The organism is Solimonas sp. SE-A11, from assembly GCF_030345715.1.
In the GTDB taxonomy this organism is placed as follows: Bacteria; Pseudomonadota; Gammaproteobacteria; order Nevskiales; family Nevskiaceae; genus Solimonas_A.
This window is the reverse complement of sequence record NZ_JAUASX010000014.1, coordinates 19953-45157: the sequence shown is the minus strand read 5'-3', so window position 1 is coordinate 45157 and position 25205 is coordinate 19953. Positions and strand designations below refer to the sequence as shown.

The 25205-nt window shown below is 66.6% G+C and carries 22 protein-coding genes and 1 other RNA gene; 10 read left to right on the top strand and 13 right to left on the bottom strand.

Annotation, left to right across the window (positions count from 1 at the left end; all coding sequences use genetic code 11):
• Nucleotides 1–3: 3 nt before the first annotated feature.
• From kdpA to QT386_RS15845, 4 genes are all read right to left on the bottom strand, one after another.
• Nucleotides 4–1704, bottom strand: a complete 1701-nt coding sequence (kdpA, locus tag QT386_RS15860; protein WP_289274716.1) for a potassium-transporting ATPase subunit KdpA — start codon at nt 1702–1704, stop codon at nt 4–6.
• A gap of 16 nt (nt 1705–1720) precedes the next feature.
• On the bottom strand, nt 1721–1810 hold the full coding sequence (kdpF, locus tag QT386_RS15855; RefSeq protein WP_289274715.1) for a K(+)-transporting ATPase subunit F: 90 nt from the start codon (nt 1808–1810) through the stop codon (nt 1721–1723).
• Between the two features lie 213 nt (nt 1811–2023).
• The gene (locus tag QT386_RS15850) at nt 2024–2323 is read right to left on the bottom strand and encodes a hypothetical protein (protein WP_289274714.1); all 300 of its coding nucleotides are present in this window, start codon (nt 2321–2323) and stop codon (nt 2024–2026) included.
• 113 nt (nt 2324–2436) lie between these two features.
• On the bottom strand, nt 2437–3075 hold the full coding sequence (locus QT386_RS15845; RefSeq protein WP_289274713.1) for a TetR/AcrR family transcriptional regulator: 639 nt from the start codon (nt 3073–3075) through the stop codon (nt 2437–2439).
• A 76-nt stretch (nt 3076–3151) separates the two neighbouring features.
• Between QT386_RS15845 and QT386_RS15840 the strand changes: the two genes are divergently transcribed.
• The 6 genes from QT386_RS15840 to QT386_RS15815 all read left to right on the top strand — a co-directional run bounded on the left by QT386_RS15840 (nt 3152) and on the right by QT386_RS15815 (nt 9362).
• Nucleotides 3152–3928, top strand: coding sequence for an NAD-dependent deacylase (locus tag QT386_RS15840; RefSeq protein WP_289274712.1), 777 nt, complete (start codon nt 3152–3154; stop codon nt 3926–3928).
• On the top strand, nt 3925–4560 hold the full coding sequence (locus QT386_RS15835) for a hypothetical protein (protein ID WP_289274711.1): 636 nt from the start codon (nt 3925–3927) through the stop codon (nt 4558–4560). The genes QT386_RS15840 and QT386_RS15835 overlap by 4 nt, the downstream gene beginning before the upstream one ends.
• Nucleotides 4561–5029: 469 nt before the next feature.
• Entirely contained in the window at nt 5030–6022 is a 993-nt protein-coding gene (locus QT386_RS15830; protein ID WP_289274710.1) for a hypothetical protein, read from the top strand.
• A 150-nt stretch (nt 6023–6172) separates the two neighbouring features.
• Complete coding sequence (locus QT386_RS15825) at nt 6173–7897, top strand: VWA domain-containing protein (protein ID WP_289274709.1); 1725 nt, start codon at nt 6173–6175, stop codon at nt 7895–7897.
• Between the two features lie 93 nt (nt 7898–7990).
• Nucleotides 7991–8488, top strand: a complete 498-nt coding sequence (locus QT386_RS15820) for a sigma-70 family RNA polymerase sigma factor (RefSeq protein ID WP_289274708.1) — start codon at nt 7991–7993, stop codon at nt 8486–8488.
• The gene (locus tag QT386_RS15815) at nt 8475–9362 is read left to right on the top strand and encodes a hypothetical protein (RefSeq protein WP_289274707.1); all 888 of its coding nucleotides are present in this window, start codon (nt 8475–8477) and stop codon (nt 9360–9362) included. Before QT386_RS15820 ends, QT386_RS15815 begins: the two co-directional genes overlap by 14 nt.
• Nucleotides 9363–9372: 10 nt before the next feature.
• Here QT386_RS15815 and QT386_RS15810 read toward each other — a convergent pair whose 3' ends face one another.
• From QT386_RS15810 to QT386_RS15785, 6 genes are all read right to left on the bottom strand, one after another.
• A complete protein-coding gene (locus QT386_RS15810; protein ID WP_289274706.1) occupies nt 9373–10308 on the bottom strand; it encodes a hypothetical protein in 936 nt (311 codons plus the stop codon).
• Nucleotides 10308–11102, bottom strand: coding sequence for an SDR family oxidoreductase (locus QT386_RS15805; RefSeq protein ID WP_289274705.1), 795 nt, complete (start codon nt 11100–11102; stop codon nt 10308–10310). The genes QT386_RS15810 and QT386_RS15805 overlap by 1 nt, the downstream gene beginning before the upstream one ends.
• Before the next feature lie 113 nt (nt 11103–11215).
• Nucleotides 11216–14338: an efflux RND transporter permease subunit gene (locus QT386_RS15800; RefSeq protein WP_289274704.1), complete on the bottom strand. Its 3123-nt coding sequence runs from the start codon at nt 14336–14338 to the stop codon at nt 11216–11218.
• A 133-nt stretch (nt 14339–14471) separates the two neighbouring features.
• The gene (locus tag QT386_RS15795; protein ID WP_289274703.1) at nt 14472–14909 is read right to left on the bottom strand and encodes a biopolymer transporter ExbD; all 438 of its coding nucleotides are present in this window, start codon (nt 14907–14909) and stop codon (nt 14472–14474) included.
• 4 nt (nt 14910–14913) lie between these two features.
• Nucleotides 14914–15636, bottom strand: a complete 723-nt coding sequence (locus QT386_RS15790; protein ID WP_289274702.1) for a MotA/TolQ/ExbB proton channel family protein — start codon at nt 15634–15636, stop codon at nt 14914–14916.
• 18 nt (nt 15637–15654) lie between these two features.
• Nucleotides 15655–16401 carry an energy transducer TonB gene (locus tag QT386_RS15785; RefSeq protein ID WP_289274701.1) on the bottom strand — a complete coding sequence of 249 codons (747 nt, stop codon included), beginning with the start codon at nt 16399–16401 and terminating at the stop codon, nt 15655–15657.
• 145 nt (nt 16402–16546) lie between these two features.
• Between QT386_RS15785 and QT386_RS15780 the strand changes: the two genes are divergently transcribed.
• Nucleotides 16547–17233, top strand: a complete 687-nt coding sequence (locus tag QT386_RS15780) for a hypothetical protein (protein ID WP_289274700.1) — start codon at nt 16547–16549, stop codon at nt 17231–17233.
• 69 nt (nt 17234–17302) lie between these two features.
• Here the strand turns inward: QT386_RS15780 and QT386_RS23495 are convergent, their stop codons facing one another.
• Nucleotides 17303–18703: a fatty acid desaturase gene (locus QT386_RS23495; protein WP_367401452.1), complete on the bottom strand. Its 1401-nt coding sequence runs from the start codon at nt 18701–18703 to the stop codon at nt 17303–17305.
• A 182-nt stretch (nt 18704–18885) separates the two neighbouring features.
• Here QT386_RS23495 and QT386_RS15765 point away from each other — a divergent pair, with 182 nt between their 5' ends.
• Together QT386_RS15765 and QT386_RS15760 are read left to right on the top strand one after the other, a co-directional pair.
• Entirely contained in the window at nt 18886–19806 is a 921-nt protein-coding gene (locus QT386_RS15765; protein WP_289274699.1) for an AraC family transcriptional regulator, read from the top strand.
• A 155-nt stretch (nt 19807–19961) separates the two neighbouring features.
• A complete protein-coding gene (locus tag QT386_RS15760; RefSeq protein ID WP_289274698.1) occupies nt 19962–20708 on the top strand; it encodes an outer membrane beta-barrel protein in 747 nt (248 codons plus the stop codon).
• 63 nt (nt 20709–20771) lie between these two features.
• Here the strand turns inward: QT386_RS15760 and QT386_RS15755 are convergent, their stop codons facing one another.
• A complete protein-coding gene (locus QT386_RS15755) occupies nt 20772–21782 on the bottom strand; it encodes a fatty acid desaturase family protein (RefSeq protein WP_289274697.1) in 1011 nt (336 codons plus the stop codon).
• 678 nt (nt 21783–22460) lie between these two features.
• Nucleotides 22461–22814: a transfer-messenger RNA gene (gene ssrA, locus QT386_RS15750) on the bottom strand.
• A 192-nt stretch (nt 22815–23006) separates the two neighbouring features.
• On the opposite strand from ssrA, the gene QT386_RS15745 reads away from it, so the two are divergent.
• Complete coding sequence (locus QT386_RS15745) at nt 23007–24953, top strand: asparagine synthetase B (protein ID WP_289274696.1); 1947 nt, start codon at nt 23007–23009, stop codon at nt 24951–24953.
• Nucleotides 24954–25205 lie beyond the last annotated feature (252 nt).

The window sequence follows — 25205 nt, the reverse complement described above, 5'->3', positions numbered from 1 at the left end:
CCTTTAGTAGCGGCTGCCCTGCAGCAGCGCGAAGTGCTCGGCGATGGGGCCCAGCGCCAGGGCGGGGAAGAAGGTCAGTCCGCCGACGATCAGCACCACGCCAACCAGCAGCGCCACGAACAGGCCGTTGTTGGTGGGGAAGGTGCCGGGCGAGGGCGCCACGGTGTTCTTGGCGGCCAGGGATCCGGCGATGGCCAGCATCGGGATGATGATGGCGAAGCGGCCCAGCAGCATGGAGATGCCCAGGGTGGTGTTGTAGAACGGCGAGTTCGCGGTCAGGCCGGCAAAGGCGCTGCCGTTGTTGGCGGCCGCCGAGGTGTAGGCATAGAGTATCTCGCCGAAGCCGTGCGGGCCCTTGTCCTGCAGGCCGACCAGGCCGACGTCGAGCACCCCCGCCAGGGAGGTGAATCCGAGGATGCACAGGGGCGCGGCGAGGATCGCCAGCACCGTGAGCTTGACCTCGCGGGCCTCGATCTTCTTGCCCAGGTATTCCGGCGTGCGGCCGACCATCAGTCCGGCGATGAACACCGCCAGGATCACGAACAGCAGCATGCCGTAGAGGCCGGCGCCGACGCCGCCAATGACGACCTCGCCGAGCTGCATGTTGATCATCGGGATCATGCCGGCCAGCGGCATCAGGCTGTCATGCATGGCGTTCACCGCGCCGCAGGAGGCGGCGGTGGTGATGATCGCGAACAGGATGGAGGCAGGCACGCCGAAGCGGACTTCCTTGCCTTCCAGGTTGGTGTCCACGCCGGCGGACTGCAGCAGCGGGTTGGCAGAGGTCTCGGCCCAGTAGGCGACACCGACCCCGAGCAGGAACAGCAGGCCCATGGCGCCGAAGATGGCCCAGCCCTCCTTCTCGTCGTCGACCATGCGCCCGAAGACATTGGTCAAGGCAGCGCCGATGGCGAAGATCGACAGCATCTGCACCATGTTGCTCAGCGCGGTCGGATTCTCGAACGGATGTGCGGAGTTGGCGTTCATGAAGCCGCCGCCGTTGGTGCCCAGCATCTTGATCGCCTCCTGCGAGGCGATGGGGCCCTGCGCGATCAGCTGCTTCGCGCCTTCCAGTGTCGTCGCCTCGGTGTAGGGCAGCAGGTTCTGCGGCACGCCCTGCCAGACCAGGAACAGCGCATACGGCAGGCACAGCGGCAGCAGGATGTAGAGCGTGACGCGCGTCAGGTCGGCCCAGAAGTTGCCCAGTGCCTGGGCCTGGCGGCGGGCGAAGCCGCGGATGAGCGCGACGGCCAGCGCGATGCCGGTGGCGGCGGAGACGAAGTTCTGCACCGTCAGGCCGACCATCTGGCTGAAGTAGCTCATGGTGGTTTCGCCACCGTAGGACTGCCAGTTGGTGTTGGTGACGAAGCTGATGGCGGTGTTGAACGCCAGGTGCGGGCTCAGGGCCGGCAGGCCCTGGGGATTCAGGGGCAGCCATTGCTGCGTGCGCAGCAGGGCATAGAGCAGCACGAAGCCGGCGAAGTTGAAGGCCAGCATCGCCAGCGCGTAGCCGCGCCAGGACTGCTCGCCCACCGGATCGACCCCGGCCGCCCGGTAGAACAGGCGCTCCACGGGGCCGAATACCCGCGACAAGCCGTGTCGTTGGCCTTCGACTACGCGAAGGATGTGGCCGCCCAGCGGGCGGACCAGCAGGATGGCGATGCCGCAGAAGACGAGGATCTGCAGCCAGCCGTTGGCTGTCATGGAAAGGCTCCCGGATTCAGAAACGTTCCGCGCGGATCAGCGCGTAGACGAGGTAGATCAGCGTGCCCAGGGCGATGCCGCCACCCAGCAGGTAGTCGAAGGCCATGGTCAGAGTTTCCCCGCGCCCTTGGCATAGAGGACCAGCAGTGCGAAGCCCAGCACGCCGAGTCCGAGAAAGATGAAGTCACCCATCGTGAAGCTCCTGGACCGCGATGATTGCGGCGCGGCCATTAGGCGCGCCCGGGGCGTAGGAATTCGAGGAAGGGCCGGCGGCCCAGACATAAAGGAAAGATAAAGATCCGCCGGTCCCGGCCAGCGCTCAGATGAAGCGCTCGGCCTGCCGCGCCAGGGCGGCCGGCTCGGAGGCCTGGGCCACCAGGTAGACCTGGCGGCCAGGGGCAGCGCCCAGCACCAGCCCCGCGGCGATGGCGCCGGCTCCGATGGCGGCAATGGCCAGGCGCACCGGGCCCTGCCAGGCGGAGAGGAATTCGGAGAGAGCGGCGAGACCGGCGTGATCGTTGCGGAAGGCGAGGCGGGCGAGTTGCCGGCCCTCGCGGCGAACGTCGACCTTCACCTCATGCGGCTGGATGTCGATGCCGACGCAGAGCGCGCTGTCCATGTGCAGTTACCTGTGACGGGGCGGATCGCCCCGGCGCAAAAGGTAGGGACAGCGGCATAAATTGGGGGTGAAGAACGGCGGCCTGGACATCAAGGCCGCATAAAGACCCGGGCTCAGGCCAGCTGGTCCACCAGCTTCACCGCGTCCGGCGACTTGGCATACGCGCGGAACAAGGTGCGCGCCAGCACGCGGAGCTGGCGGTTGACCTCGTCACGCGTCAGGTGGCGCAGCGGCAGCACGCAGGCCTCCACCAGTGAGATGATGGCGCGCGCCATGTCGTCCAGGTCGCCGCCCAGGTCCATGCTGCCCTGCTGCTGGCCGCGCTTGAGGGCGTCGTGCAGCACCTCGATGGCGGCCGCCTCGAAGCTGCGCTGAGCCGTCAGGATATGCACGGTCTCCGGCGTGTCGGGGATCAGCCAGTAGCCGCCGATGCCTTTTTCGATGCGCGGGTCCTGCAGCAGCCGCGACAGGCCGCCAAACAGAGCCACCACGGCCTTGACCGGATCGGGCTCGGCGCGCATCACGTCGAAGATGTAGCTGTCGAAGATCGTGTGCAGGCGCTTGAGGCAGTCCAGGTACAGCGCCTCCTTGCCCTGGAAGTGCCAGTAAAGGGCTCCCTTGCTGAGCTTGGCGGAGGCCGCGATGTCGCCGATCGACACCCCCTCGTAGCCATAGCGGCCGAACAGTTCAAAGGCACAGTCGCCGATGACCTTCAGCGTGTCGAACTGTTCGTGGGCGGGCTTGCGGGGCATGGGACCTGTCGGGAGTAAAGGGTTATGTTTATGGTATGTCTCAAGAAATTCTGAACGATTCCGCTATTCTTTGCCTGTGGCCGCCGCAATTCCCATCGCCGAGCAGGACCTTGATCGCGCCGCCGCCCTGCTGCGCGGCGCCCGGCGCGTCCTGGCCATCACCGGGGCGGGCATTTCGGCCGACTCAGGCCTGCCGACCTACCGCGGCGTGGGTGGGCTGTACGACGATGCCGGCACCGAGGACGGCCTGCCGATCGAGCAGGCCCTGTCCGGCGACATGTTCCGGCGGCGCCCCGAAATCTGCTGGAAGTACATTCACCAGATCGAGCGCAGTTGCCGTGGCGCACGCCACAACGCGGCCCACGAAGCGCTTGTTGCAATGCAGCAAATCTTCCCCGGGGTGACCGTGCTGACGCAGAACATCGACGGCTTCCATGTCGATGCGGGCTCGGTCGATGTCATCGAGATCCACGGCAACCTGCGCGAGCTGTACTGCGTCCGGTGCGGTACCACGCGCGAGGTTTCCGACCTGTCGGGCATCGGCACGCTGCCGCCGCGCTGTGCCTGCGGCGGTGTGGAGCGCCCGCGGGTGGTGCTGTTCGGTGAGATGCTGCCGGAGCCGGCGCTTGAGCGGCTGCAGGGCGTGCTGGAGCAGGGCGTAGATGCGGTGCTCAGCATCGGAACCACCAGCGTGTTCCCGTACATCGCCGCACCGGTGCTGATGGCCCGGCGCCTGGGCGCGCCGAGCATTGAGATCAACCCCGGCAGCAGCGAGGTATCCGGCGTGGTGGACCTGCGCCTGCGCGCACGTGCCATCGACGTGCTGCCGGCGCTGGCCCGGAGGCTGTCGTGAGCAACCTCGCACGCTGGTCCGAGGTCTGGGAGGAGCTGGGCCTGAAGGCCGACCCGGAACTGCACGCCGACCTGCGCCTGCGCTACTCGAGCTCGGCTCGGCACTACCACACGCTGCACCACCTGATGGAATGCCTGGATCTGTTCGCCGAGACCCGCGAGCTGGCCGAGCGCCCGGCCGAGGTGGAATTGGCGTTGTGGTTTCACGACGCGATCTACGAAGTGAAGCGCCACGACAACGAGATCCGCAGTGCCGAATGGGCGCAGCGGGCCTTGCGCAAGGCGGGCGCGGATGACGCCCTGGTGGCGCGCATCTACGAGTTGGTGATGGTGACGCGGCATGAGGGCCAGCCGGTCACCCCCGACCAGCAACTGCTGTCGGACATCGACCTCGCTATCCTCGGTGCACGTCCGTCGCGCTTCGACGAATACGAGCGGCAGGTGCGCGAGGAGTACAAGCACGTGCCGTCGCCCACCTTCAAGGCCGTGCGCCGCCAGATCCTGCAGGGTTTCCTGGCGCGGCCGCGCATCTACCACACGCAGTGGTTCCACGACCGGCGCGAGCGCCTGGCGCGCGGCAATATCGAGCGCTCCCTGCGGCAGCTCTCGCGCTGGCGCCTGTCACCGATGTAGGCCGCCTCCGCGACCTCCGGCAGTCCCTCAACCCCTGGAATACGGCGGCGGCGCTGTCGCCGTTCCGAGGCGGCATGCGCCGGAAATCCCGCCTGGGCTGCGCCAGGATTCTGTCGCCGGGACGACGGAATCCCGGCAGAAGCAGGATTTGTTCCTGAAAGGCCTTGAGCAAGTGCCGAAACCGCTTGTCGGCGATTCACCACCGGCGGCGGGGCAGCCCTGTCGGGGCGCTAGGGCGGACTTTGTAACTGTTGTGTTACCGGAATTTGGAAGCAGATGCTGTCCGCAGGGGGAGGTGCTTCTGGAAAATCCCTGTTCCCTCCGATTCTTGTAAGCAATGGACTACAAAATATCAGCCTGAGCCTACATGTTGGCGCTGCTTACTGGTCCAGCGGTTGGCCCGGGAGCCCGTTGAAACACTGACAGGCAGACCCTGACGATATTTAATCTCGTCGCATGTGGATTGTTTGTGACCTGGCGTACCCCAGAGGGCCGCGCCAACGCCATGAACACCATCTGCAGGACTTCGCCGAACTTCCGCCTTCGTACATTCCGCAGCCTGTTGGTCCTGGGCCTGTTCGCCGCCGGCACCTCCCTGGCCGGCACGGCCCGGGGCTCCGATGGCTACGTCTACGAGCAGGACGCCAACATCGCGGTGGGTGAAGGCGCGGGCGCTGCCACCTATAGCCGGCGCCTGGGCAATGACGGCAACTACGAGGTGCAGGCCAGCTTCCGCAGCTTCTCCGGCGATCCGCTCAGCCTGGCTTTCCGCTTCCCGGCGCGCAGCAGCCATGAGTCGGCGCAGGAGTTCGGCGTTTCCGTGGAGGAACTGGATGCCCTGATGGCCGCCTGCCGTGCCCGCGCCGGTTGTAACCAGGAAGAGTTCAACCGCCACACCTCGCGCTATTACCGCGACCACGCGCTGACGCTGAGCCAGGAGCGTGCCGACCAGGCACCGCGGCTGCGCGTGGACGTACCGCGGGTGGTGGAGCGCAACCGCAGCCGCGTGAAGCCGGTGGCGGTCGCGCTGCGTCGCCTGGCCGCGCAGCAGGGCCGCGACACGGAATGGATGATGGAGGCCGCCATCGCCCTGGTGCAGAGCGGCATGGTCTACCGGCAGCCGGCCACCTGGGACGGCGGCCGCAAGATCCTGGGCTTCTACCCGCCGATGCGCGCCCTGGAGCGTGGTTACGGCGATTGCGACACCAAGTCGGCGCTGCTGGCGGCCATCCTGCAGAACCTGTCCAACCGGCCGCTGGTCGGCGTGCACGTGCCGCAGCACTACCTGCTGGGCATGGCCGGCACGCCGCGCAGCGACCAGGCCTACATCATCCACCAGGGCCGTCCCTACGTGCTGGTGGAAGCCGCCGGCCCCGCCGCGCGCCGGCCGGGCGAGGTGTCCAAGGCTACGCATGCCGCGCTGGTCCTGAAGAAGGGTATCCGTGTCGATCCGATGATCTAGAACCGATCCTGGGGAGTCCCCGCGGCGCAGTACGGTGGCCCGGCCGCCGGCCGCGCTGCGGCTTTATTTCAGGTCCTGGCAAATTGGTTAACCCCTTTTTCGCGGCGGCCCCGTTTACAGGTTCAACACCCCCTGAAAACGGAGCTGAAGATGCGTTGCCCACCCTTGCTGCTGACCCTTTCCACTGCCGGCGTCGTACTGCTGGCCGCCTGCACGAATACCTCGGGGTATCACGAGAGCATTGGTACTGGAGAGGTATCGCCGCCACCTGCGGAAATGGAGGCGCGGTCGGAGGCCCAGGACATGGCGGCCGCCAAGGCACAGGTACAGTCGGCCGGAGCGGGCGCCGCCAGGATGAAGATGACGCGCCAGGCCATGGCCATCGCGCCGGCTGCGCCGATGCTGGCGATGCCGATGCCGCCCGTGGAGGATCGCGAGAACTACGCCAAGGTCGAGAGCAACCCGGTGAAGCTCGTGTCCGAGCAGCCCGTCTCCACCTTCAGCATCGACGTCGATACCGGCAGCTACAGCAACGTGCGGCGCTTCCTCAACGGCGGCAGCCTGCCGCCGCAGGACGCGGTGCGCGTGGAGGAACTGGTCAACTACTTCGACTATGACGATCCGCTGCCCAAGGATCGCAGCCAGCCGTTCAGCCTGCACACCGAGATCGCCCCGACGCCGTGGAATGCGAAGACCCGCCTGCTGCGCGTGGCGATCCGCGGCTGGCAGCCTACCGGCCCGCGTCCGGCGTCCAACCTGGTGTTCCTGGTGGATGTCTCCGGCTCGATGGAGGATCCCAACAAGCTGCCGCTGGTGAAGTCCTCGCTCAAGCTGCTGACCCGGCAGCTCGGCGCGCAGGATCGCATCAGCCTGGTGGTCTATGCCGGCGCCTCGGGCGTGGTGCTGGAGCCGACGCCGGGCAACGACAGCGCCACCATCGAGAGCGCACTCGAGCGGCTCAGAGCCGGCGGGTCCACCAACGGCGGTGAAGGCATCCGCCTGGCCTATGCGATGGCGCAGCGTGCCTTCATCCCCGGCGGCAACAACCGCGTGCTGCTGGCCACCGACGGGGACTTCAACGTCGGCACCACCGGCTTCGAGCAGCTGATCGACTTGGTGAAGGAGAAGCGCAAGGGCGGTGTCGCGCTGACCACGCTGGGCTTCGGCGGCGGCAACTACAACGACCGGCTGATGGAGCAGTTGGCCGATGCCGGCAATGGCAACCACGCCTACATCGACACGCTGGCGGAGGCGCAGAAGGCACTGGTGGACCAGCGCGACGCGACGCTGACCACCATCGCCCGCGACGTGAAGATCCAGCTCGAGTTCAATCCGGCGCTGGTCAGCGAATATCGCCTGATCGGCTATGAAAACCGCCAGCTCAAGCGCGAGGACTTCGCCAACGACAAGGTCGATGCCGGGGAGATCGGCGCCGGTCATCGCGTGACGGCGCTGTACGAAATCGCGCTGGCGGGCGAGGGCGGCGAGCGCATTGAACCGCTGCGCTACGGCGCCAGGGCCGAGGCGAAAGCCTCCGGGGAGGAACTGGGCTTCCTGCGCCTGCGCTACAAGCGGCCGCAGGACGGCATGGATGCAGCCAGCCTGCTGATCGAGCGTCCGCTGCTGCGCCGTGATGTCCGCGACAGCCTGGACGGCACCAGCGACGCGTACCGGCTGTCGGCCTCGGTGGCGGCCTTCGGCCAGTTGCTGCGCGGCGGCCAGTACACCGGCAGCTTCGGCTACACTCAGGTCGAGCGGCTGGCGCGCGATGCGCGAGGGCGCGACCGTCATGGCTATGCAGGCGAGTTCCTGCAGATGGTCAGGCTCGCACAGGGTCTTTCCACCGGCCAGGCGCGGGTGCAGATAGGAGAGTAGCGACTGGAAGCCGCAGAGGGCGGGGCGGGGTTCGCCGATACGGCGGCCCCGCCCAGCGACGAAGCACTGATGCTGCAGTACCGGAACGGAAACATGGCCGCGTTCGAGACGCTCTATCGCCGCCACAAGGATCCGCTCTGGCGCTATCTGCTGCGCGGGGCCGGGGACCGCGAGGCCTGCTACGAGATGTTCCAGGACGTCTGGTCCAGCGTGGTCCGCAGCCGCAGCAACTGGGAGCCGCGGGCCCGTTTTACCACCTGGCTGTACACCCTGGCCCATAACCGGCTGGTGGACTACTACCGCCTGCGCAACCTGGCTACGGCACCGCTGGAAGAGGCTGAAGACGTGGCCGGTCCGGAACACGAATCGCCGGACGCCATCGCCCGCAATGCCCAGTTGCGGCAGCGTCTGCTCGATACGCTGGCGCAGTTGCCGCATGAGCAGCGCGAGGCTTTCCTGTTGAGGGAAGAAGGCGGATTGAGTCTGGAGGAAATCGGCCAGGCGACCGGCGTGGGGCGTGAGACGGTGAAAAGCCGCCTGCGCTATGCGCTGGCCAAACTGAGACAGGAGCTGAGCGATGTCTGGCCCTGAGCGCAAGGCACCTGACGACAAGCTGCTCGAGGATTTCCTCGAGGGGCGCAGCCCCGCAAGCCGGGCTTGGCGCGAGGCCAGGCACGGCGAGTCCGCGCCGCCGGAACTGGACGACAAGATCCTTGGCATGGCCCGCGAGGAAATCCAGGCCGCTGCGGCCCGGCCGCCGTCGCGCGACCGCTTCCGTGACCGGCGCTGGCCGTTTGCGCTGGCGGCGGTGCTGGTGCTGAGCTTCAGCACGCTGCTGACCATCTTGCAGGACCCGGTCGCGCACAAGGACGCGATGATGGTGGCGCCGGACGTAGCGCCGGCCGACGCCGTGGTCCTGCCGGAAGCGGCCGCACCAGTGGCCGCGGACGAGGTCCAGGAGCGTCGGATGCAGGCCATCGAGGCCGAGCGACAATCCATGCAGGCGAAGCGCCGGATGGAGGAGCGGCCAGCCAAGCCTTCGGCCGCGCCAGCTGCTGCGGCCGAAGCGCCCGGCTCCGGAAGCTACGCCGATGCCATGCACGAGCCTGCGGCTGCCGGGGGAGAAGCCGAGGCCCCGTCGGCGCCTGCGCCTGCGGCGGCTCCGGCCGCACCGCCGCCGGCCCCCGCGCCCGTGATGGAAGAAAGCCGGGAGGCCACTCCCGCCAAGTTGCAGGCGGCACCGGCGGCGGAGATGCGCCGGCGCGCCCTGACCGCGGACTACCTTGGAGCGGCGAAGCTCAAGGGCGAATCTGCCGAGCCCGGAGCCGCGCTCGTAGAGCTTGAACGTATCCGCCGGATGCTGGCCGAGGGACGGGAGGATGAGGCTCGGCGGGCGCTGCAGACCTGGCGACAGGACTGGCCGGAGCGGCCGGTGCCGGCTGACCTGCAGCGCCTGCTGGACTGATTCGCCGGCTTCAGGCCGGCCCCAGAAGCTCCGGTGTCCCCAGGATCGCGTTGAGGCGCGCGCAGATGCGCGTTTCCATCGGCCGGGCCAGCAAGGGCAGGCCACGGAATGGCAGGTATTGTGGGTGCTCGCCGAACTCGACCTTGGCGCTGCCGCGCGCGCCGCGATAGCCCTCGGCGATGACCGTGCTGTGGCTGCGCAGCAGTTGCCCCTGCAGGATCGAGAAGCTGTTGTGGCTCAGGTCCATCTGCCACTGCAGGTAGCTGCGAGGTGCGGAAACCTCCAGGGCGGCCGTGCGTTGGCCGTCGATTTCCATGCTGGCCAGGCCGGTCTGGCTGCCCAAAGCGAACTCGGCGTGAGCCAGCAGGCGCGGCAGTCCGTACAACTGCACGCCCACGTCGCGCGGGCGGGCCCGGTCCACGGTGGACGCCAGCGTGACCAGGCCCACGGCGGGGTCGCGTCCGCCATGCAGCGCTTCCCGCAGCAGCGACCAGCCCGGCAGGCGCCGGGGCGTGTCGAGCAGCATCGGCGTGGCGATGTTCAGCTCCTGGTAGCGGCCCAGGCCACCGCGGTGTACGTGGAAGGCCGACACCAGCAGGACGCCGTGCCAGGGTGTCAGGCGAGCCGGCGTCAGGCGCGCGGTCTGCGGCAGCAGCGGGCGCAGGCTGGCCAGTGGCACGGCAAAGGCCGCCGACACCATGCTGACGTCGGTGTGGAGCATGGGGAAGCGGTTCGGCGGCCCGTACCAGCCGGACCAGTCGATTTCCACCAGCGCTGGTCCGGACAGGCCTTCGATCAGCCGTGGGACGATCAGGTTGTCGCGCCCTTCCGCTTCGTCGGCCAGCAGCGATTGCAGGGACGGCGCAACGCCGTCCTTCAGGCGCGCCCGCAGCTTGCCCGGCAATTCCACCGGCGAGACGCGCGGCAGTGCAGGCAGGCGCAGCATCAGGGGTTCCTCATCAGATGCGCGGCCAGCCAGGCCAACACCGGACGCGGCGTCAGGCGCGTGAAGAAGGCCGACAGGGCGTTGAACCAGCCCGGCACCACCAGATAGCGCCGGGCCAGCATGGCCCGGATGCCGGCCTGCGCGACGGCCGTGCTGCTCATCATCGTGGCGTTGTGGAACCAGTTGCGTTGCTGGCCTGACACATCCAGGAACTCGGTGGCGGTAACGCCGGGGCAGATCACGCTGCAGGACACGCCGCTGCCGCGCAGTTCGAAATTGAGGGCGTGGCCGTAGTTGAGTACATAGGCCTTGGCGGCACCGTAGGCGGCATAGCTGGGCGAGGGCTGGAAGGCGCCGGTGGAGGCGACCTGCAGGATATAGCCGTCACCGCGCTTGACCATGTCCCGCGCGAACAACTGGGTGAGCTGGGTCAGGGCCACGACGTCCAGTTGCAGCATCTCGGCACTACGGCGCGGAGGCAGGTCCACGTCGCGGCCGAACAGGCCGAAGCCGGCGTTGTTGACCAGGATGTCCACGTCGATCTTCTGCTGTTTCAGCAGGTCGTGCAGGGCACGAGGCGCATCCGCCTGTGAAAGGTCCAGGGTCACCACGGTCACCTCGGTGCCATGGGCGGCCTTGAGTTCCTGCTGCAATTGCTTGAGGCGGTCCTCGCGGCGGGCCACGACCACCAGACGGCAGCCGCGGCTTGCCAGTTCCCGGGCAAAGTCAGCTCCGAGCCCCGACGAGGCCCCGGTGACCAGCGCAGTCCTTCCCCCGATGACGGAATCCGCCACGGCTTCCCCCTGAATGATCGTTTGATCGCAATTCTTGCATGCGGCGGCGGCGAGTGCCGCAATCCGGCCGTAGCCGGATTCTCCAATCCCTGTCAGCAGATGCCGTCCGCTCCTCAGGACTGGGGAGGCTCCGGGTTGCCCGACTCTTCCTGGGCCAGCCGCGCTGCATGGCGGCCGGGCGAGCCGGTGGCGCGGCACAGGGCGGAGTAGAAGGCCGGCACCACGTACAGCGTCAGCACCGTGGAGAACAGCACGCCGAAGAGGATCACGATACCCAGGATGGCGCGAGCCTCATGGCCGGCACCCGTTGAGAAGATCAGCGGAACCGCGCCGGCCATGGTGGCGACCGAGGTCATCAGGATGGGACGCAGGCGGATGCGGCTGGCCTCCATCAGGGCCTCCTCGAAGTCCCGGCCGGCGTCACGCTGCTGGTTGGCGAACTCCACGATCAGGATGCCGTTCTTGGCCGCCAGGCCGATCAGCATGACGATGCCGATCTGCGCGTAGACGTTGAGTGTGATGCCCAGCGCCCACAGCGCGCCCAGCGCGCCGAAGACCGCCAGCGGCACCGTGGTCATGATTACCAGCGGATGGACGAAACTCTCGAACTGCGCCGCCAGCGCCAGGTAGACGATCAGCAGGGCCATGCCGAAAGTGAACAGCAGGGCGCTGCTGGACTCCTTGAAATCGCGAGACTCGCCCTTGTAGCTCAGCCGGACCTGCTGCGGCAGTTCCTCGCGGATGATGTCCTCCATGTAGGCCAGCGCCTGGCCCAGCGTATAGCCGGGCGCGAGGCTGGCGCTGATGGTGATCGAGCGCAGGCGATCCACGCGGTTGTAGGTGGCGGCCGCGGCCTTTTCCTTCAGGGCCACCAGGGAGGTAAGGGGCACCAGGCTGCCGTCGGTCTGCGAGCGCACGTAAATGTCCGACAGGTCCTGCGGATCGCGTCTCTGTTCGTCCGGTGCCTGAAGGACGATGTCGTACTCCTCGCCGTTCTGCTCGAAGCGGGTCACGACGCGGCCGCCCATGAAGGTTTCCAGCGCGGTCGCGATGGCCGACACCGACACGCCACGATCACCGGCGCGGCCCAGGTCCATATCCAGCTCGATCTGCGGCTTGGTCTCCTTGTAGTCGGAGTCCAGGCGCTGCAGGCCCGGATTCTCGCCGGCGCGGCTCAGGATGCGGTCGCGCCATTCGGCCAGCTCGCCGTAGTCGTTGCCGCCCAGCACGACCTGCACCGGCTGGCTGGCGCCGCCGCGCTGGCCGAAGCCGGCACGCTGGTTGACCACCGCGCGCACGCCGGGCAGGTCACGCAGCGCCTTGCTGTACTCCTCGCCGATCTCCGCGGAACTGCGCTCGCGCGACTTCCAGTCGACCAGCGACAGCGACAGGTTGCCGTTGTTGACGTCGTCGTTGCCGCCGCCGACGGCGGGGATGCGCAGCATTACGCGCTCGACCTCACCCTGGCCGATGCGCGGGGTGATCAGGGCCTCGATGCGTTCCATCTCGCGGCTGGTATACGCCAGGCTGGCGCCCTCGGGCGCGGTAACCTGGATCAGGAAGCCGCCACGGTCCTCGCTGGGAGCGAACTCCTGCGGGATGACGTGGAACAGGCCCCAGGTACCCAGGCCCAGCGCCGCCAGTGCTACCCACGCGAATACCGGCCGCCGCACGAAGCCGCCGAGTGTGCGGCCGTAGGCCTGCGACAGGCGCTCGAAGCCGCTCTCGATGGCCTGTCCCATGGGGCCTCCGTGGTCGTTCTTGCGCAGCAGCGCGGCGCTCAGTGCCGGCGAAAGCGTCAGCGCCACGACTGCGGAACAGATCACGCTGCCGGCGAGCGCCAGTGCGAATTCGCGGAACAAGCGGCCGATATTGCCTTCGAGGAAGCCGATCGGCACGAACACCGCCACCAGCACGGCGGTGACCGCGACGATGGCGAACCCCACCTCGCGGGCACCGCGGTAGGACGCCAGCAGCGGCGATTCGCCCAGCTCGATGCGGCGATGGATGTTCTCCACCATGACGATGGCATCGTCCACCACCAGGCCGATGGCCAGCACCAGCGCCAGCAGCGTCAGGATGTTGATCGAGAAGCCAAAGGCATGCAGGAAGATGAACGAGGCCAGCAAGGAAATCGGCACGGTGATGGCGGGGATCAGCGTAGCGCGGGCATTGCCCAGGAACAGGAAGATCACCACGATCACGAACAGCGCCGCGTAGACCAGGGTCAGCTCGACCTCGCGCAGCGAGGCCTCGATGAATGAAGAGGTGTCGTAGTTGACCTCCAGCTTCATGCCCTCGGGCAGGTCCGGCCCGATCTCCTGCAGCATCTGCTTGGCCTGCTGGGCGACGGTCAGCGTGTTGGCGGTCGAGGTCTTGACGATGCCGATGCCCAGGGCCCCGGCACCGTTGGCGCGGAAGGCGCCGCGCGGATTCTGCGGCCCAAGCTCCACCGTGGCGACATCGGAGAGGCGCACAGGGAAGCCATCGGCTCCACGCGCAATCACCAGGTTGTTGAAGTCCTCCGCGCTGCGGAAGGGGCGTGCCGTGCGTAGGCCGAACTCGCGCTCGGCCGACTCGATGCGTCCTGCCGGCCGCTCGATGTTCTGCTGGCGCAGCGCGTTCTCGATGTCCTCGGCGGTCAGCCCCCGCGCCGCCAGCCGGCCGCGATCGAGCCAGACCCGCATGGCGTAGCGGCGATCGCCGCCGTAGCGCACCTGCGAGACACCGTCGATGGTGGAGAACCGGTCCACCAGGTAGCGTTCGGCATAGTCGGTGAGCTGCAGCGTATCCATGCGGTCCGAGGTGAGCACGAACCAGATGATCGGGCTGGAGTCCGCGTCGGCCTTGGCGATTTCCGGCGGGTCCACCTGGTCGGGCAGGCGCCCGACAATGCTCGACACGCGGTCGCGCACGTCGTTGGCCGCGTCGTCGATGTTGCGCGACAACTCGAACTCCACGTTGATCTGCGAGCGGCCGTCGCGCGAGGACGAAGTGACCGTCTTGATGCCCTCGATGCCGGCGACGCGGTCCTCGATCAGCTGGGTGATCTGGGTCTCGACCACCGCGGCCGAGGCGCCGGCATAGGTCGTGCTGATGGAGACGATGGGCGGATCGATGTCCGGGTATTCACGGACCGAGGTCGAGGTCAGGCCGAACAGGCCGAAGACTAACAGCAGCAGGTTGATGACCGTGGCGAGGACTGGACGCTTGACCGAGGTATCGGTGATCCACATGACGGGCTGCCGGCTGTTAGGGGTGGCGCAGAGGCTTCCCGGCTTGTTTCCAGGATTCAAAAAAGACTGTGCCGGACGCAGGGTCCGGCACAGTTTGACAGCAGGGATGCAGTAGGGCTACCTCAGCCCTGTTTCAGGGCGCCGCCGCGGCGCCATCCACGTTGGGGTCCGACACGAAACCGATCTTGCCCAGCCCGGCCTTTGCGGCCTCCGCCATGACCTCGGCGATGATCTGGTACCTGGTCTCGCGGTCGGCGCGCAGGTGCAGTTCCGGCTGTGGCTGCTGCTGGCCGGCTTCCACCATGCGTGCCACTGCCACGGCCTTGTCCACCGGCTCGCCGTTCCAGTACAGCGCGCCAGCCTGGTCGATCGAGAACTCGATCTTATTGGGCGGAGGCGGCGTGGAGTCCGCGGTGGTGCGGGGCAGGTCGATCTTCACCGAGTGCGTCAGCAGCGGCGCCGTGATGATGAAGATCACCAGCAGCACCAGCATGACGTCGATCAACGGGACCATGTTGATCTCCGCCATCGGCGTGGTGTTGCCCTTCTGTTCGAAACCGCCGAACGCCATGGCCTTACGCTCCGGTCTTCAGCTTCACGACATTGCCGCCACCGGCGACCTGCTGGCCGGTGGTGAGGAAGGCGTACAGGTCGTGGGCGAAGGCGTCGAGGGCGCCGAGCACCACGCGGTTGCTGCGGACCAGGTAGTTGTAGCCCAGCACCGCGGGGATGGCCACGGCCAGGCCGACGCCGGTCATGATCAGGGCTTCGCCCACAGGGCCGGCGACCTTGTCCAGGGTGCCCGCGCCGGACATGGCGATGCTGACCAGGGCGTGGTACACGCCCCATACCGTGCCGAACAGGCCGACAAAGGGGGCGGTGGAACCCACCGAGGCCAGCACGCTGAGGCCGGACTCCATCTTGGTGGTTTCCTCGTCGATGACCTTGCGGATCGTGCGGGTCAGGAACTCCGAGGCGGTGCCGGCTTCCTCGAGGCGGCTGGCGCCGAAGCGGGCATGGTGATCGCGCGCGGTGATGGCATGGTGCGCGAGGTGCGAGAACGGCTCATCGGCACGATGCGCGGCGACGGCATCGTGCACCTGATCGAGGCTCTTGGCGTTCCAGAAGAAGTCGAGGAAGGCCTTGCTGCGCTTGCGCTCGAGGTGGCCGCGAATCGACTTGACGACGATCAGGTACCAGGACGCGATGCTCATCACCAGCAGCACGAACAGTAGGAACTTGCCCACCACGTCCGACTGGCCGATGAAGTGGGCAAAACCAAGGGTCTGGGTTTCCATGAGGCTCCGGAAAAACTCTTATTTGTTCAGAGTGAAAGGCATCGGGAAGGTGACGACTTGCTCGAACGGCTTGCCGCCCTTCGTGCCTGGCTTGAATTTCCAGCGCCGCACGGCACTGACCGCTGCGTCGTCGAGGCGGCTGAAGCCGCTGGACTTGCTTACCCTGATGGATTTCGGCAAGCCGTCCACCGATACCAGAACGGTCAGTTCGACAACCCCTTCCTCGCCCAGTTGCCTGGAGCGCATCGGGTACGTCGGCAAAGGGCTGTTGCCATAGGCTGCGTCCAGCTTCGGGGGCTCGATCACGGGCTCGGGCGCGGGACCGGGTGCCGGTGGCGGCGCGGCCTGGATCGGCGGCAGCGGCTCGGGCTCCACCGGCTCCGGCGGCGCCTGGATGGCCTGGGGCGCCGGCTCGGTCGACTGCGTGGTGATCAGCGGCTTGGGCTTGGGCTTTTCCAGCGGCGGCGGCGGTGCCGGTGGCAGCGGCTCGGGCGGCTTGACCGGTTCCGGCACTTCAGGGGTGATGAAGCTGACGAACAGCGGTGCCGGCGCTACCTGCTCGGGTGCGATCTCCGACAGCATCAGAATGCCCCAGAGACCCAACAGGTGGGCGCCGACCACGAGGGCCAGGCCACCGAGATTCAGCGGACGGTCATTACCTTGGGAAAGGGTAGCCAGCATCGGGCGAGCAGTCGGACAGCAGCGAAAGAACGAAAACTCCCTGGTCCGGCTGGAACTGCCGGATTCATTGAGAATGTTTCTCATTCTAGCTGTCTGCTGCAGCGCAGCGCAAGCCGAAAAGGCAGTTAATTAGCAAGCTAGGGATGCTTCGTGCGACACTATTACAACCCCCGTCACCACGATGACATAATCGATCGACTCGGAGCTGCGCTCCCGGCTGAGGAACAAGATGAACAAGCTTTCCACGGCGATGCGTGTCGCCCTGGCCGTATTGGTGATCTATGCCGGCTACCTGGTGGTTCTGGCGGCCAGCCTGACGCCCGAGGTCTTCATTCCGCTGTTCTCGGAGCAGGGCCCCTTCGAGGAAATGAGCATCGTGCTGTGGGTGGCTCTGGGCGCCATGCTGCTGTTCCATGACTTCCGTTCTCGCAGGATGCTGGCGCTGGCGGCGCTGTCCTTCGTGTTCGCGGCCCGTGAGGCCGACCTGCACAAGGCCTTCACCGTGATGAGCATCTCCAAGATCAAGTTCTATGTCAGCCCCGACGTGCCGGTGATGCAGAAGGTCGTCGGCGGCTTGGTGTTCCTGGCCGTGGTGGCTCTGATCGTCTACCTCGCGCGCCTGTGCTGGCAGTATTTCTCCCGCCAGGGCGGCCTGCGCACTCCGGTCGGCCAGGTGCTGTTGCTGCCGGTGTTGCTGTTGCCGATCTCCAAGTTCCTGGACCGCTTCAGCAACGTGCTCCGCGAGAGCTTCAACATTGAGCTCTCGTATGCGGTTAACCAGTTCATCGCCGCCTTCGAGGAGGGCATGGAAATGGCCATGCCGGTGCTGTTCATCGTGGCGTTGATGCTGTATCGCGCCCACCAGCGGGAGTCAGCGCAGCCACAGGGCTCGCCGCTGTCGCCGGGCAAGCACTGAGTGCAGTGATCCTCGGGCTTCACGACAAAGGGCTGCCGAGCGGCAGCCCTTTTTCGTTGGCGCTGGCTTTCAGGCCAGCGGGATGAAGTCCGGCTTCTCGCGCACGGCACAGTCCGGGCAGGGCCAGTGGTCCGGGATCCGTGACCAGGGCGTGCCCGGCTTGAAGCCCTCGTGCGGGCAGCCCGCGGCCTCGTCGTAGATATAACCGCAGTCGCTGCACTGGTAGCGGGCAGCCTGGGCCGCGCCGCCGCTGGCCGCCGGCGGGTGCTCGCCCGGGAAGGTCTCCGGGTGACCGTCGTCCAGCGGCTGGCGATGCCAGCGCGCCATCAGCTCGGCCCGCTTCGGCGGATAGATATTGGCTAGGCTGAGATCGCCTTTGTGATGACGCGCCACCAGCGGATCCATCTGGCGGAACCACAGCCAGGGGATGTAGGCCGGGATCAGCATCGACGCGTAGCCGGACGGCAGCTGAGGTGATTCGTCGAAGTGACGCAGGGCCTGGAAGCGGCGCGTGGGATTGGCGTGATGGTCCGAGTGCCGCTGCAGCTGGTACAGGAACAGGTTGGTCACCACGTTGTTGCTGTTCCAGGAATGCGCCGGCGTGCAGCGCTCGTAGCGGCCGCTGGGCAGCTTCTGGCGCATCAGGCCGTAATGCTCGATGTAGTTGATCACCTCCAGCAGCGAGGCGCCGTAGAAGGCCTGCGCCAACAGGAAAGCCAATGCCGGCCAGCCCAGCCAGGCAGTGAGGGCGCCGAACATCAACGCAGTCATGCCCCAGGCCTGCAGGTTCTCGTTGTGGATGCCCCACACGGACTGGCCGTTGCGGGCCAGGCGATCCTTCTCCAGGTGCCAGGCCGAGCGCAGGCTGCCGAGCATGGTGCGGGGCAGGAAGGCCCAGAAGCTCTCGCCCATCTTCGAGCTGGCCGGATCGTCCGGCGTCGCCACGTTCTTGTGATGGCCCTTGTTGTGCTCGATGAAGAAGTGGCCGTAGGCCACCGGCGCCAGCGTCAGCTTGGCCATCCAGCGGTCCAGGCTGTTGGTCTTGTGCCCCAGTTCGTGAGCCGTGTTGATGCCGATGCCGTTGATGGTGCCCACGGTGAACATCAGGCCGATCCATTCCCAGGCGGCCAGCCCGCCGGTGGCGGCCAGCCAGGCGCCCCAGACCGTCAGCAGGAACTGTGTCGGCAGGTAGGCCAGCACGATCGCGCGGTAATAGCGGTCGTTCTCCAGTTGCGCCACGGCGGTCTCGGGCGGGTTGCTGCTGTCCACGCCCACCAGGCGGTCCAGTGCCGGGATGATGACGTAGACCAGGATCGGGCCTCCCCAGAGCCAGGCACCGTAGCCGGTCAGGTGGTACAGGACCACGGCCAGCGTACCCAGTACCGGGATCATGGGGCTCAGCAGCCAGAGGGCGCGCTTGCCGTCTACCCAGGGTGTGGCGCCCGTCGTCGCCATCGTTGTTGTATTCATCTGCTGCCTCCAGCTCCTGCCACCCGCGAAAGGCCGCGGTGAGCCGCTCCCGGGGTTCTACGCCTGGGGCGGTGCTATAGTCAAACCAGCGGCGGGCAGGGGGAAGTCGTCATTCGCCGCTGTATCATCGTTAGACGCCGCCGCCTGCGCGGAACTCCGGAATACCTATTAAAAACGCCGGCATGGATACGCTGAGCCTGATTCTCGACGACATCCGCCTGAAGGGCGCCGTGTTCCGGCAGTACGCCCTGGCACCTCAGTGGTCGATGCGGCTGGAGACCCCGGGCCTGTCGAGCTTCCATATCGTTACCGGTGGCCAGGCTTGGCTGCGGCGCGAGGCCGAGGCGCCGCTGCTGCTCCAGTCCGGCGATCTGGTGCTGCTGCCGCGTGGAATCGACCACCGCGTACAGGACGACCCGGATTCCGGCACCCCGCCGCGGGACATGCTGCCGGACCTGGATGCTCCCACGGACGAGTTGATCAGGATCGGAGAAGGGGCCGTCGGCTGCACCCTGCTGTCCGGCTACTTCCGATTCGAGGTGGAACTGGCGCGTCCGCTGATGGCCGCGCTGCCGCAGCTCCTGCACCTGCGCACCCTGGCGGCGAGCCCGCCGGTCTGGCTGCGGGCCGGGCTGGAATTCATCGCGGACGAATTCAGCCGGCCGCGGCCGGCTCGGCAGGCCATCGTCAACCGCATCGCCGACATCCTGCTGATGGAATTCCTGCGCCATCACGTGGAGAGCCTGCCGGAAGGCTCCGGCAACTGGCTGCTGGCCCTGCGCGACCAGGCTCTGTCGGCGGCTCTGTCGGCCATGCACCGCGAGCCGCAGCGCGCCTGGACCGTGCCGGAGCTGGCGGACCTGGCCTGCCTGTCGCGCTCAGCCTTCGCCGAGCGCTTCACCCAGGTCCTGGGGCAGCCGCCGCTGGCCTACCTCACCGAGCATCGGATGCGCCTGGCGGCCTGGCAGCTGCGCTCCGGAAGCCAGCCGGTCGCACGTATCGCCGAGGCCAGCGGCTACGCCTCGGAAACGGCTTTCAGCCAGGCCTTCAAGCGGGCCTACGGCAGCAGCCCCAGTGCCTGGCGGCGGGAGCGGCAGGGGTAATTCCACATCATGGCCGGAACGGACGGTGGAATTGTCATGAAGTTGGGGTAAAGTCAGTCTGCTAGACGTTGCGGTCGGACTGCTTTTGACCGCCGTCTCCACTTGGGTCGAACAATCACCGGATGGATCCGGGACAAAACAGGGGAGAGTTGTCCATGCATATGCGGAATGCTGCCGTGCTGGCCATGCTGGTTTCGGCACCGGCCTTTGCGGTCACCACCCAGGGCTACAACATACCGTACGCAGGTGTGTTCTATGGCTATGAAATCTCCGACAGCTCCCGTGATTCCGACGGCGCCAACGGCCTGCAGCTCAACGTCGGCACCCCGATAGATTGGGGCACCAACAACGCCATCGAACTGAGCCTCTACGACGCCGGCCGCAAGCGCGATGTCGATGGCGGCAAGGACTACCAGACTGCATTCTTCGTGGATCTGGTCCACCACTATGCTCCCACCAACGGCGGCATCCAGGCCGTTCCGAAGTTCACCCCCTACGTCCTCGGCGGCGTGGGCGCGATCCAGGAAGACGTGGGCGGCGACGACCACATGCATTTCGGCGGCAGCGTCGGTGGCGGCCTGTTCTTCCCGCTGCCCTGGCACGGCCTGGCCCTGCGCACCGAAGCTCGCGCGCAGCTGCAGCTCAACGACAAGTCGGTCTCCGGTGAGGACTACCTGATCGATTACCGCTTCAACGTCGGCCTGCAGATTCCGCTGTACTTCCTGGCCGAGGGCAAGTTCGCTTCCGCTCCGGCGCAGGAATGCGTGGTCACCGTGGTCGACCCGGTCACTGGCCGCAAGGATTGCGCGGTAGACAGCGATGCCGACGGCGTCAACGATACCGCCGACCAGTGCCCGAACACGCCGGCCGGGGTGGCGGTGCAGGCCAACGGCTGCCAGTAAGCTTCACGGCTTCACGAAAAAGCCCCGCTTTCGCGGGGCTTTTTCGTTGCCGGCCCAGCCGATTCAGGTGGGAGCCTGAGCACCGGCGGCCAGCTTGAGTACCTCGCCGTAGCGCGGCGGCTCGCTGGCCGCGCCCCGCTGCCGCAGCAGGGCATGCAGCTTCGGCAACCGGTAGAAGGGCACCGAGGCCATGGCATGGTGCTCCTGGTGGTAGTTCACATGGGCCGGGGCGAAGAACAGGCGCTGCCAGGCACGGGCCCGGGTCGTGCGCGTGTTCTGGAACATATCCGACACCCGCGGCAGCATGCCGTGCTCGGCGATGGAGCGGATACGCACGAACAGGGGGAACGGCGTGATGTAGGCCAGCACCCATAGCAGGTACAGCCAGGCATGGCCACTGGCGGCGAGGATGCCCGCGAGCAGCGCATTGGTCAGCAGCATGCCGCTGGCATTGCGCAGGAAGTCCGCCGGGTAGTTCCACCAGCGCCGGCCTTGCTGCGGCATTTTCTGCACGTCATTGGCCACCGTCCATTTCAGGACGCCCGTATCCATCAGGGCCAGGCCCAGCATCAGCTTCAGGCCGGTGTAGCCAGAGAGGTCCCGCAGCATCTTGCGGCGCAGCGAGGCCGGCGTGGTGGGATAGGACGCATGCAGCGAGATGTCCGGGTCCTCGTCACTGCCGGTACGCGTGTGGTGAACGAGGTGATGGGCGCGGTACTTGTGCAGGTTCTGCCAGACCGGCCGCGCGCAGAACCAGTCGCCGAAGAAATCGTTCAGCCGGCGCGTGCGGAACAGCGTGCCGTGGGCTGCCTCATGCTGGAGGATCGCCAGCGCCAGCTGCCGGCCAGCCAGCAGCGGCAGGGCGAGCAGCACCGTCAGTACGCCCGGCCACAGCGCCACCATGGCGAAGCTGGCCGCGATCAACCCCCAGGACAGCGCAATGGCCAGCAGGCCGCGCGCGTCAGAGCGTGTCGTCAGTTCAGCGATCTCCTCGGCCGACAGCAGTGAGCGTAGGCGCCGCCGCGTGACGGCGGGCAACTCGACGGGCGTGGAGGTGGGGGCGTCGATCGACATGGCAGCTCCGGACAAGGGCATGACGTATCTTACTTGATAGGAATTAATATGTCTCCGTCCGTAATATTACGTTAATTGAATATACATGCAATTAATAGAAATAAAATGATTGGCGCCGCTCAGCGGTTCCAAACGTCATTCCGTCATGCATTCGGTACGGGAACTAATTTCCCTGCGGCAGACTCTGAGTAACTCCTCTCCCAAGGAACCCTTGGCCCGCCTCGCGCGGGCCGCTCTTTTTGTGCGATCCAAAAAAGAACCCCGCAGGGAGCGGGGTTGGGGAGAGGGCGGGCCGAGGGCCCGCCCAGGGAGACGTCCGCGCCGATGGCGGGTATGGCTGGACTCTGGCGCGGGGGATTCACGGCTTCTGTGGCGGACGTCACAGTCCATGCCGATGTCGGGGTTTGCCTACGGCGTGGCGGGATTTTGGCTGGCGGGGCGGGAAGGCCTGACAGTGAGTTCGCCGGCAGGCAGAGGCTCGGGAAGGCTTCGCTCAGGGAATCCCCTCCGCTGCGCTCCGGGCCGGGGCGGGCACAGAGGCCCGCCCGCTTCGGCGGCGCGGAGCAAAACTGTTTGCTCCGCGACAACCCCGCCGAAGCCCCCCGTCCGTACCGGACAGGGATTCGATTCCTGCGGGGCCTACAAATAAAAACGCCACCTTGCGGTGGCGTTTGTTGTTGGTGGAGGTGAGGGGAATCGAACCCCTGTCCGTCAGCTTTCCGCCCTTGGATCTACATGCGTAGCCTTCTCATTGATTTTGGTCTTCGGCTGCCGGAGGGGCACGGAACGCCGTCGCTTATCCCCTTAGGTTTTTAGCAGATCGGCCAAGGGCGGGCTTCACTGCGAGTTGATGAGAGTCGACATCCGATTCAGGGGCATCAACACCGTCTGGTCGGACGCTCGCCGGGATTAGGCGGCGAGGGCGTAGTTGGAGTCGTTCGCAACTAGCTTGGTTGCCACGGGATTTACGAGGACATGACACCTCGGCATGCACTTCGGGTTTCCAACCAGCGTCGAAGCCAGGTCACCCCCTGTGAACCTTGATTGTAGCACTCAGACCATGGATGGGGGCGGGGGTTCCCATATCAAGAAGGGCGCGCGCCTCGCACCTGACGAGGCGTATCGCTATTCTCCTCGCTTATTCCAGGGTCTGAGGTCGTCAGTGGCAGCTTTTGCAGACAACGCCGTGAGATGCAGCGATGATTCCGGGATATTGAACCTTCCGTGAGCCAGATTGCAGGTGTCCTGCTTTTTGAGCCGCAGGCGGCGAGCCCGGCACTGGCCGATTACATCCTGCCGGAGCTGCAGCAAGTCCCTTGGGACCGCTGCGATACCTGGTCGCCAGGGCAGATCGCCCTGGCGCAACTCGCCTTTGACGTATCCGCGGAAGATGGTTGGGATCGGCAGCCGCTCCTGGATCCCGAGTCGGGATGCTGCCTGGTCTTCGACGGTCGGTTGGACAACCGCGCAGACCTGCATCGTCGGCTCCAGATCGACAAGCCCCTGGCCGGCCTGCCCGATTCGTATCTGGTGCTGGCCGCCTGGAAGCACTGGGGTAGGGATGCACCCGCCCAACTGCTCGGCGACTTCTGCTTTGCCGTCTGGCATCCGGAGAGGCAGACGCTCTTCCTTGCGCGCGATCCGCTGGGGGTGCGTCCCCTGTATTACAGCCTGACGGACCGGCATTTCGCGTTCGCCAGCCAGGCCAAGGGTCTCTACCGGCTACCGGGTGTCGATCTGCGGGTCGATGAGCGCTGGGTTGCGGACTTCCTGACGCTGACCCACTCTGATCGGGAAATAACCATCCACCAGGGCATCCGGCGCCTGCCGGGTGGCCACTGGATGCAACTCGACACCTCCGGAGCCGATCACCAGATCGAGCGTTACTGGAGGCTTGCGGCGCCGGCGGGGGGGATACCGCGCACGGCTCGGGAATGCAGCCAGCATTTCCGCGGCTTGCTGACGGAGGCGGTAGCCTGCCGCATGCGTGGCGCCGGGCCCGTGGCGAGCCTGCTGTCTGGCGGGCTGGACTCCTCCACGGTGACGGCTTTGGCCTACCCCCAAGCAATGGCTGCGGATAGGCCCATGCATGCCTTCAGCTCCGTCCTGCCGGAGGGCCATACGGGGCCGGAGCAGGACGAGCGGTGGTACATCGAGGCCTTTTTGGCCAAGTATCCGGCGGTGCGGTGGACGCCGCTTTCGGATGATGGCGGCGACCCACTGACCGGGATCGAGAAGATTGTCGAAATCCTCGGGCAGCCCTGTCGTGATGCCTTCCATCGCCGCTTCCAGGTCTTGCTGGATGGGGTCCGCGAGACGGGAGCACGGACCCTGCTGACCGGTTTTGGCGGCGATCACTTCGCCAGTCGCCGAGTGACAGGGACGTCCGTCCGCCTGCTCCTGCAACTCCGATGGCGGAGCCTGGTTGGCCAATACCGGCGCGAAAAGAAGCGAGGCCTGGTGGCCGGTCCATTGGCATTCGGCCGCTCAGGTCTGCTCAAGCCGCTGTTGCGAGACACCGCTTTCCACCGGGGGCTGGCAAAGGCGGGTGCTGCGCCAAGGGAGCAGGAGCCCTTGCTGGCACTCTCCCGGACACTCGGCAGGCGGGTGGGAGTGCATCGCCGGCTTCGTGGAAACTCCCACTCGCTCAGTCGCCATCCTCTTCGCAATGCCGTGGCCTGCGAGGAATCCGTAGCGCTCTCCGGGTCCTTGGCTCAGGCAATGGAGTATTTCGCCAGCCTGGGCTACGCCTGGGGAATCCGCATCGAGATGCCCCTGCTGGACTGCAGGATCATCCAGGCGGTGGCGGCTTATCCTCTGGAAGCCCGGGAGTTCGGCACCTGGAATCGGCTGCTCATGAGGCAAGGCGCCAAGGGGCTGCTGCCTCCGCGCATACGCTTGCGACAGGACAAGTCCCCCTTCTGGCCCGACGTGGCGAGCCGCTTGAGGCAGCGGCTGAATGCTGAGGATCTGGAAGCATCGATCCTCGACGGGGCGGCCGACGTAGAGAAGTATGTCGACCGTGCGACGCTACGCGCCGCGATTCGGGACGTTTCGGAGGGGACAGCCGCTCGCGGTGGCATTCATCAGATTGCTGCGATCAGCAGTGCGGCCCAGCTTGCGATCTTCCTGCGGCAGGCTGAGCAGCGTAGCGGCTCCTCATGGGGCTAACGGGATGGCACCAATCCGGTGACCAGGCCCGCTTCCTCATGATGCGCTCTTTGTCGCGCTGCCAGTGGCGACGCGAGCCACGGCGCTCGCGAAGCAGCGCCCAGGCGAAGTCGGAGCATGGGACTGGCGGGATGACACCAATCTGGTGATCAGGCCCGCTTCCTCCTGATGCGCTCTTTGTCCCGCTGTCAGTGGCGACGCGAGCCACGGCGCTCGCGAAGCAGCGCCCAGGCGAAGTCGGAGCATGGGACT

Excerpts from the sequence above, each read along its gene's own strand:
- kdpA (WP_289274716.1), bottom strand. The coding sequence starts at position 1,704 with ATGACAGCCAACGGCTGGCTGCAGATCCTCGTCTTCTGCGGCATCGCC.
- QT386_RS15785 (WP_289274701.1), bottom strand. The coding sequence starts at position 16,401 with ATGAGAAACATTCTCAATGAATCCGGCAGTTCCAGCCGGACCAGGGAG.
- QT386_RS15825 (WP_289274709.1), top strand. The coding sequence starts at position 6,173 with ATGCGTTGCCCACCCTTGCTGCTGACCCTTTCCACTGCCGGCGTCGTA.
- QT386_RS15810 (WP_289274706.1), bottom strand. The coding sequence starts at position 10,308 with ATGCTGCGCCTGCCTGCACTGCCGCGCGTCTCGCCGGTGGAATTGCCG.
- QT386_RS15765 (WP_289274699.1), top strand. The coding sequence starts at position 18,886 with ATGGATACGCTGAGCCTGATTCTCGACGACATCCGCCTGAAGGGCGCC.
- QT386_RS15790 (WP_289274702.1), bottom strand. The coding sequence starts at position 15,636 with ATGGAAACCCAGACCCTTGGTTTTGCCCACTTCATCGGCCAGTCGGAC.
- kdpF (WP_289274715.1), bottom strand. The coding sequence starts at position 1,810 with ATGGCCTTCGACTACCTGCTGGGTGGCGGCATCGCCCTGGGCACGCTG.
- QT386_RS15755 (WP_289274697.1), bottom strand. The coding sequence starts at position 21,782 with ATGTCGATCGACGCCCCCACCTCCACGCCCGTCGAGTTGCCCGCCGTC.
- QT386_RS15780 (WP_289274700.1), top strand. The coding sequence starts at position 16,547 with ATGAACAAGCTTTCCACGGCGATGCGTGTCGCCCTGGCCGTATTGGTG.
- QT386_RS15850 (WP_289274714.1), bottom strand. The coding sequence starts at position 2,323 with ATGGACAGCGCGCTCTGCGTCGGCATCGACATCCAGCCGCATGAGGTG.
- QT386_RS23495 (WP_367401452.1), bottom strand. The coding sequence starts at position 18,703 with ATGAATACAACAACGATGGCGACGACGGGCGCCACACCCTGGGTAGAC.
- QT386_RS15815 (WP_289274707.1), top strand. The coding sequence starts at position 8,475 with ATGTCTGGCCCTGAGCGCAAGGCACCTGACGACAAGCTGCTCGAGGAT.
- QT386_RS15820 (WP_289274708.1), top strand. The coding sequence starts at position 7,991 with ATGGCCGCGTTCGAGACGCTCTATCGCCGCCACAAGGATCCGCTCTGG.
- QT386_RS15795 (WP_289274703.1), bottom strand. The coding sequence starts at position 14,909 with ATGGCGTTCGGCGGTTTCGAACAGAAGGGCAACACCACGCCGATGGCG.
- QT386_RS15845 (WP_289274713.1), bottom strand. The coding sequence starts at position 3,075 with ATGCCCCGCAAGCCCGCCCACGAACAGTTCGACACGCTGAAGGTCATC.
- QT386_RS15760 (WP_289274698.1), top strand. The coding sequence starts at position 19,962 with ATGCATATGCGGAATGCTGCCGTGCTGGCCATGCTGGTTTCGGCACCG.
- QT386_RS15800 (WP_289274704.1), bottom strand. The coding sequence starts at position 14,338 with ATGTGGATCACCGATACCTCGGTCAAGCGTCCAGTCCTCGCCACGGTC.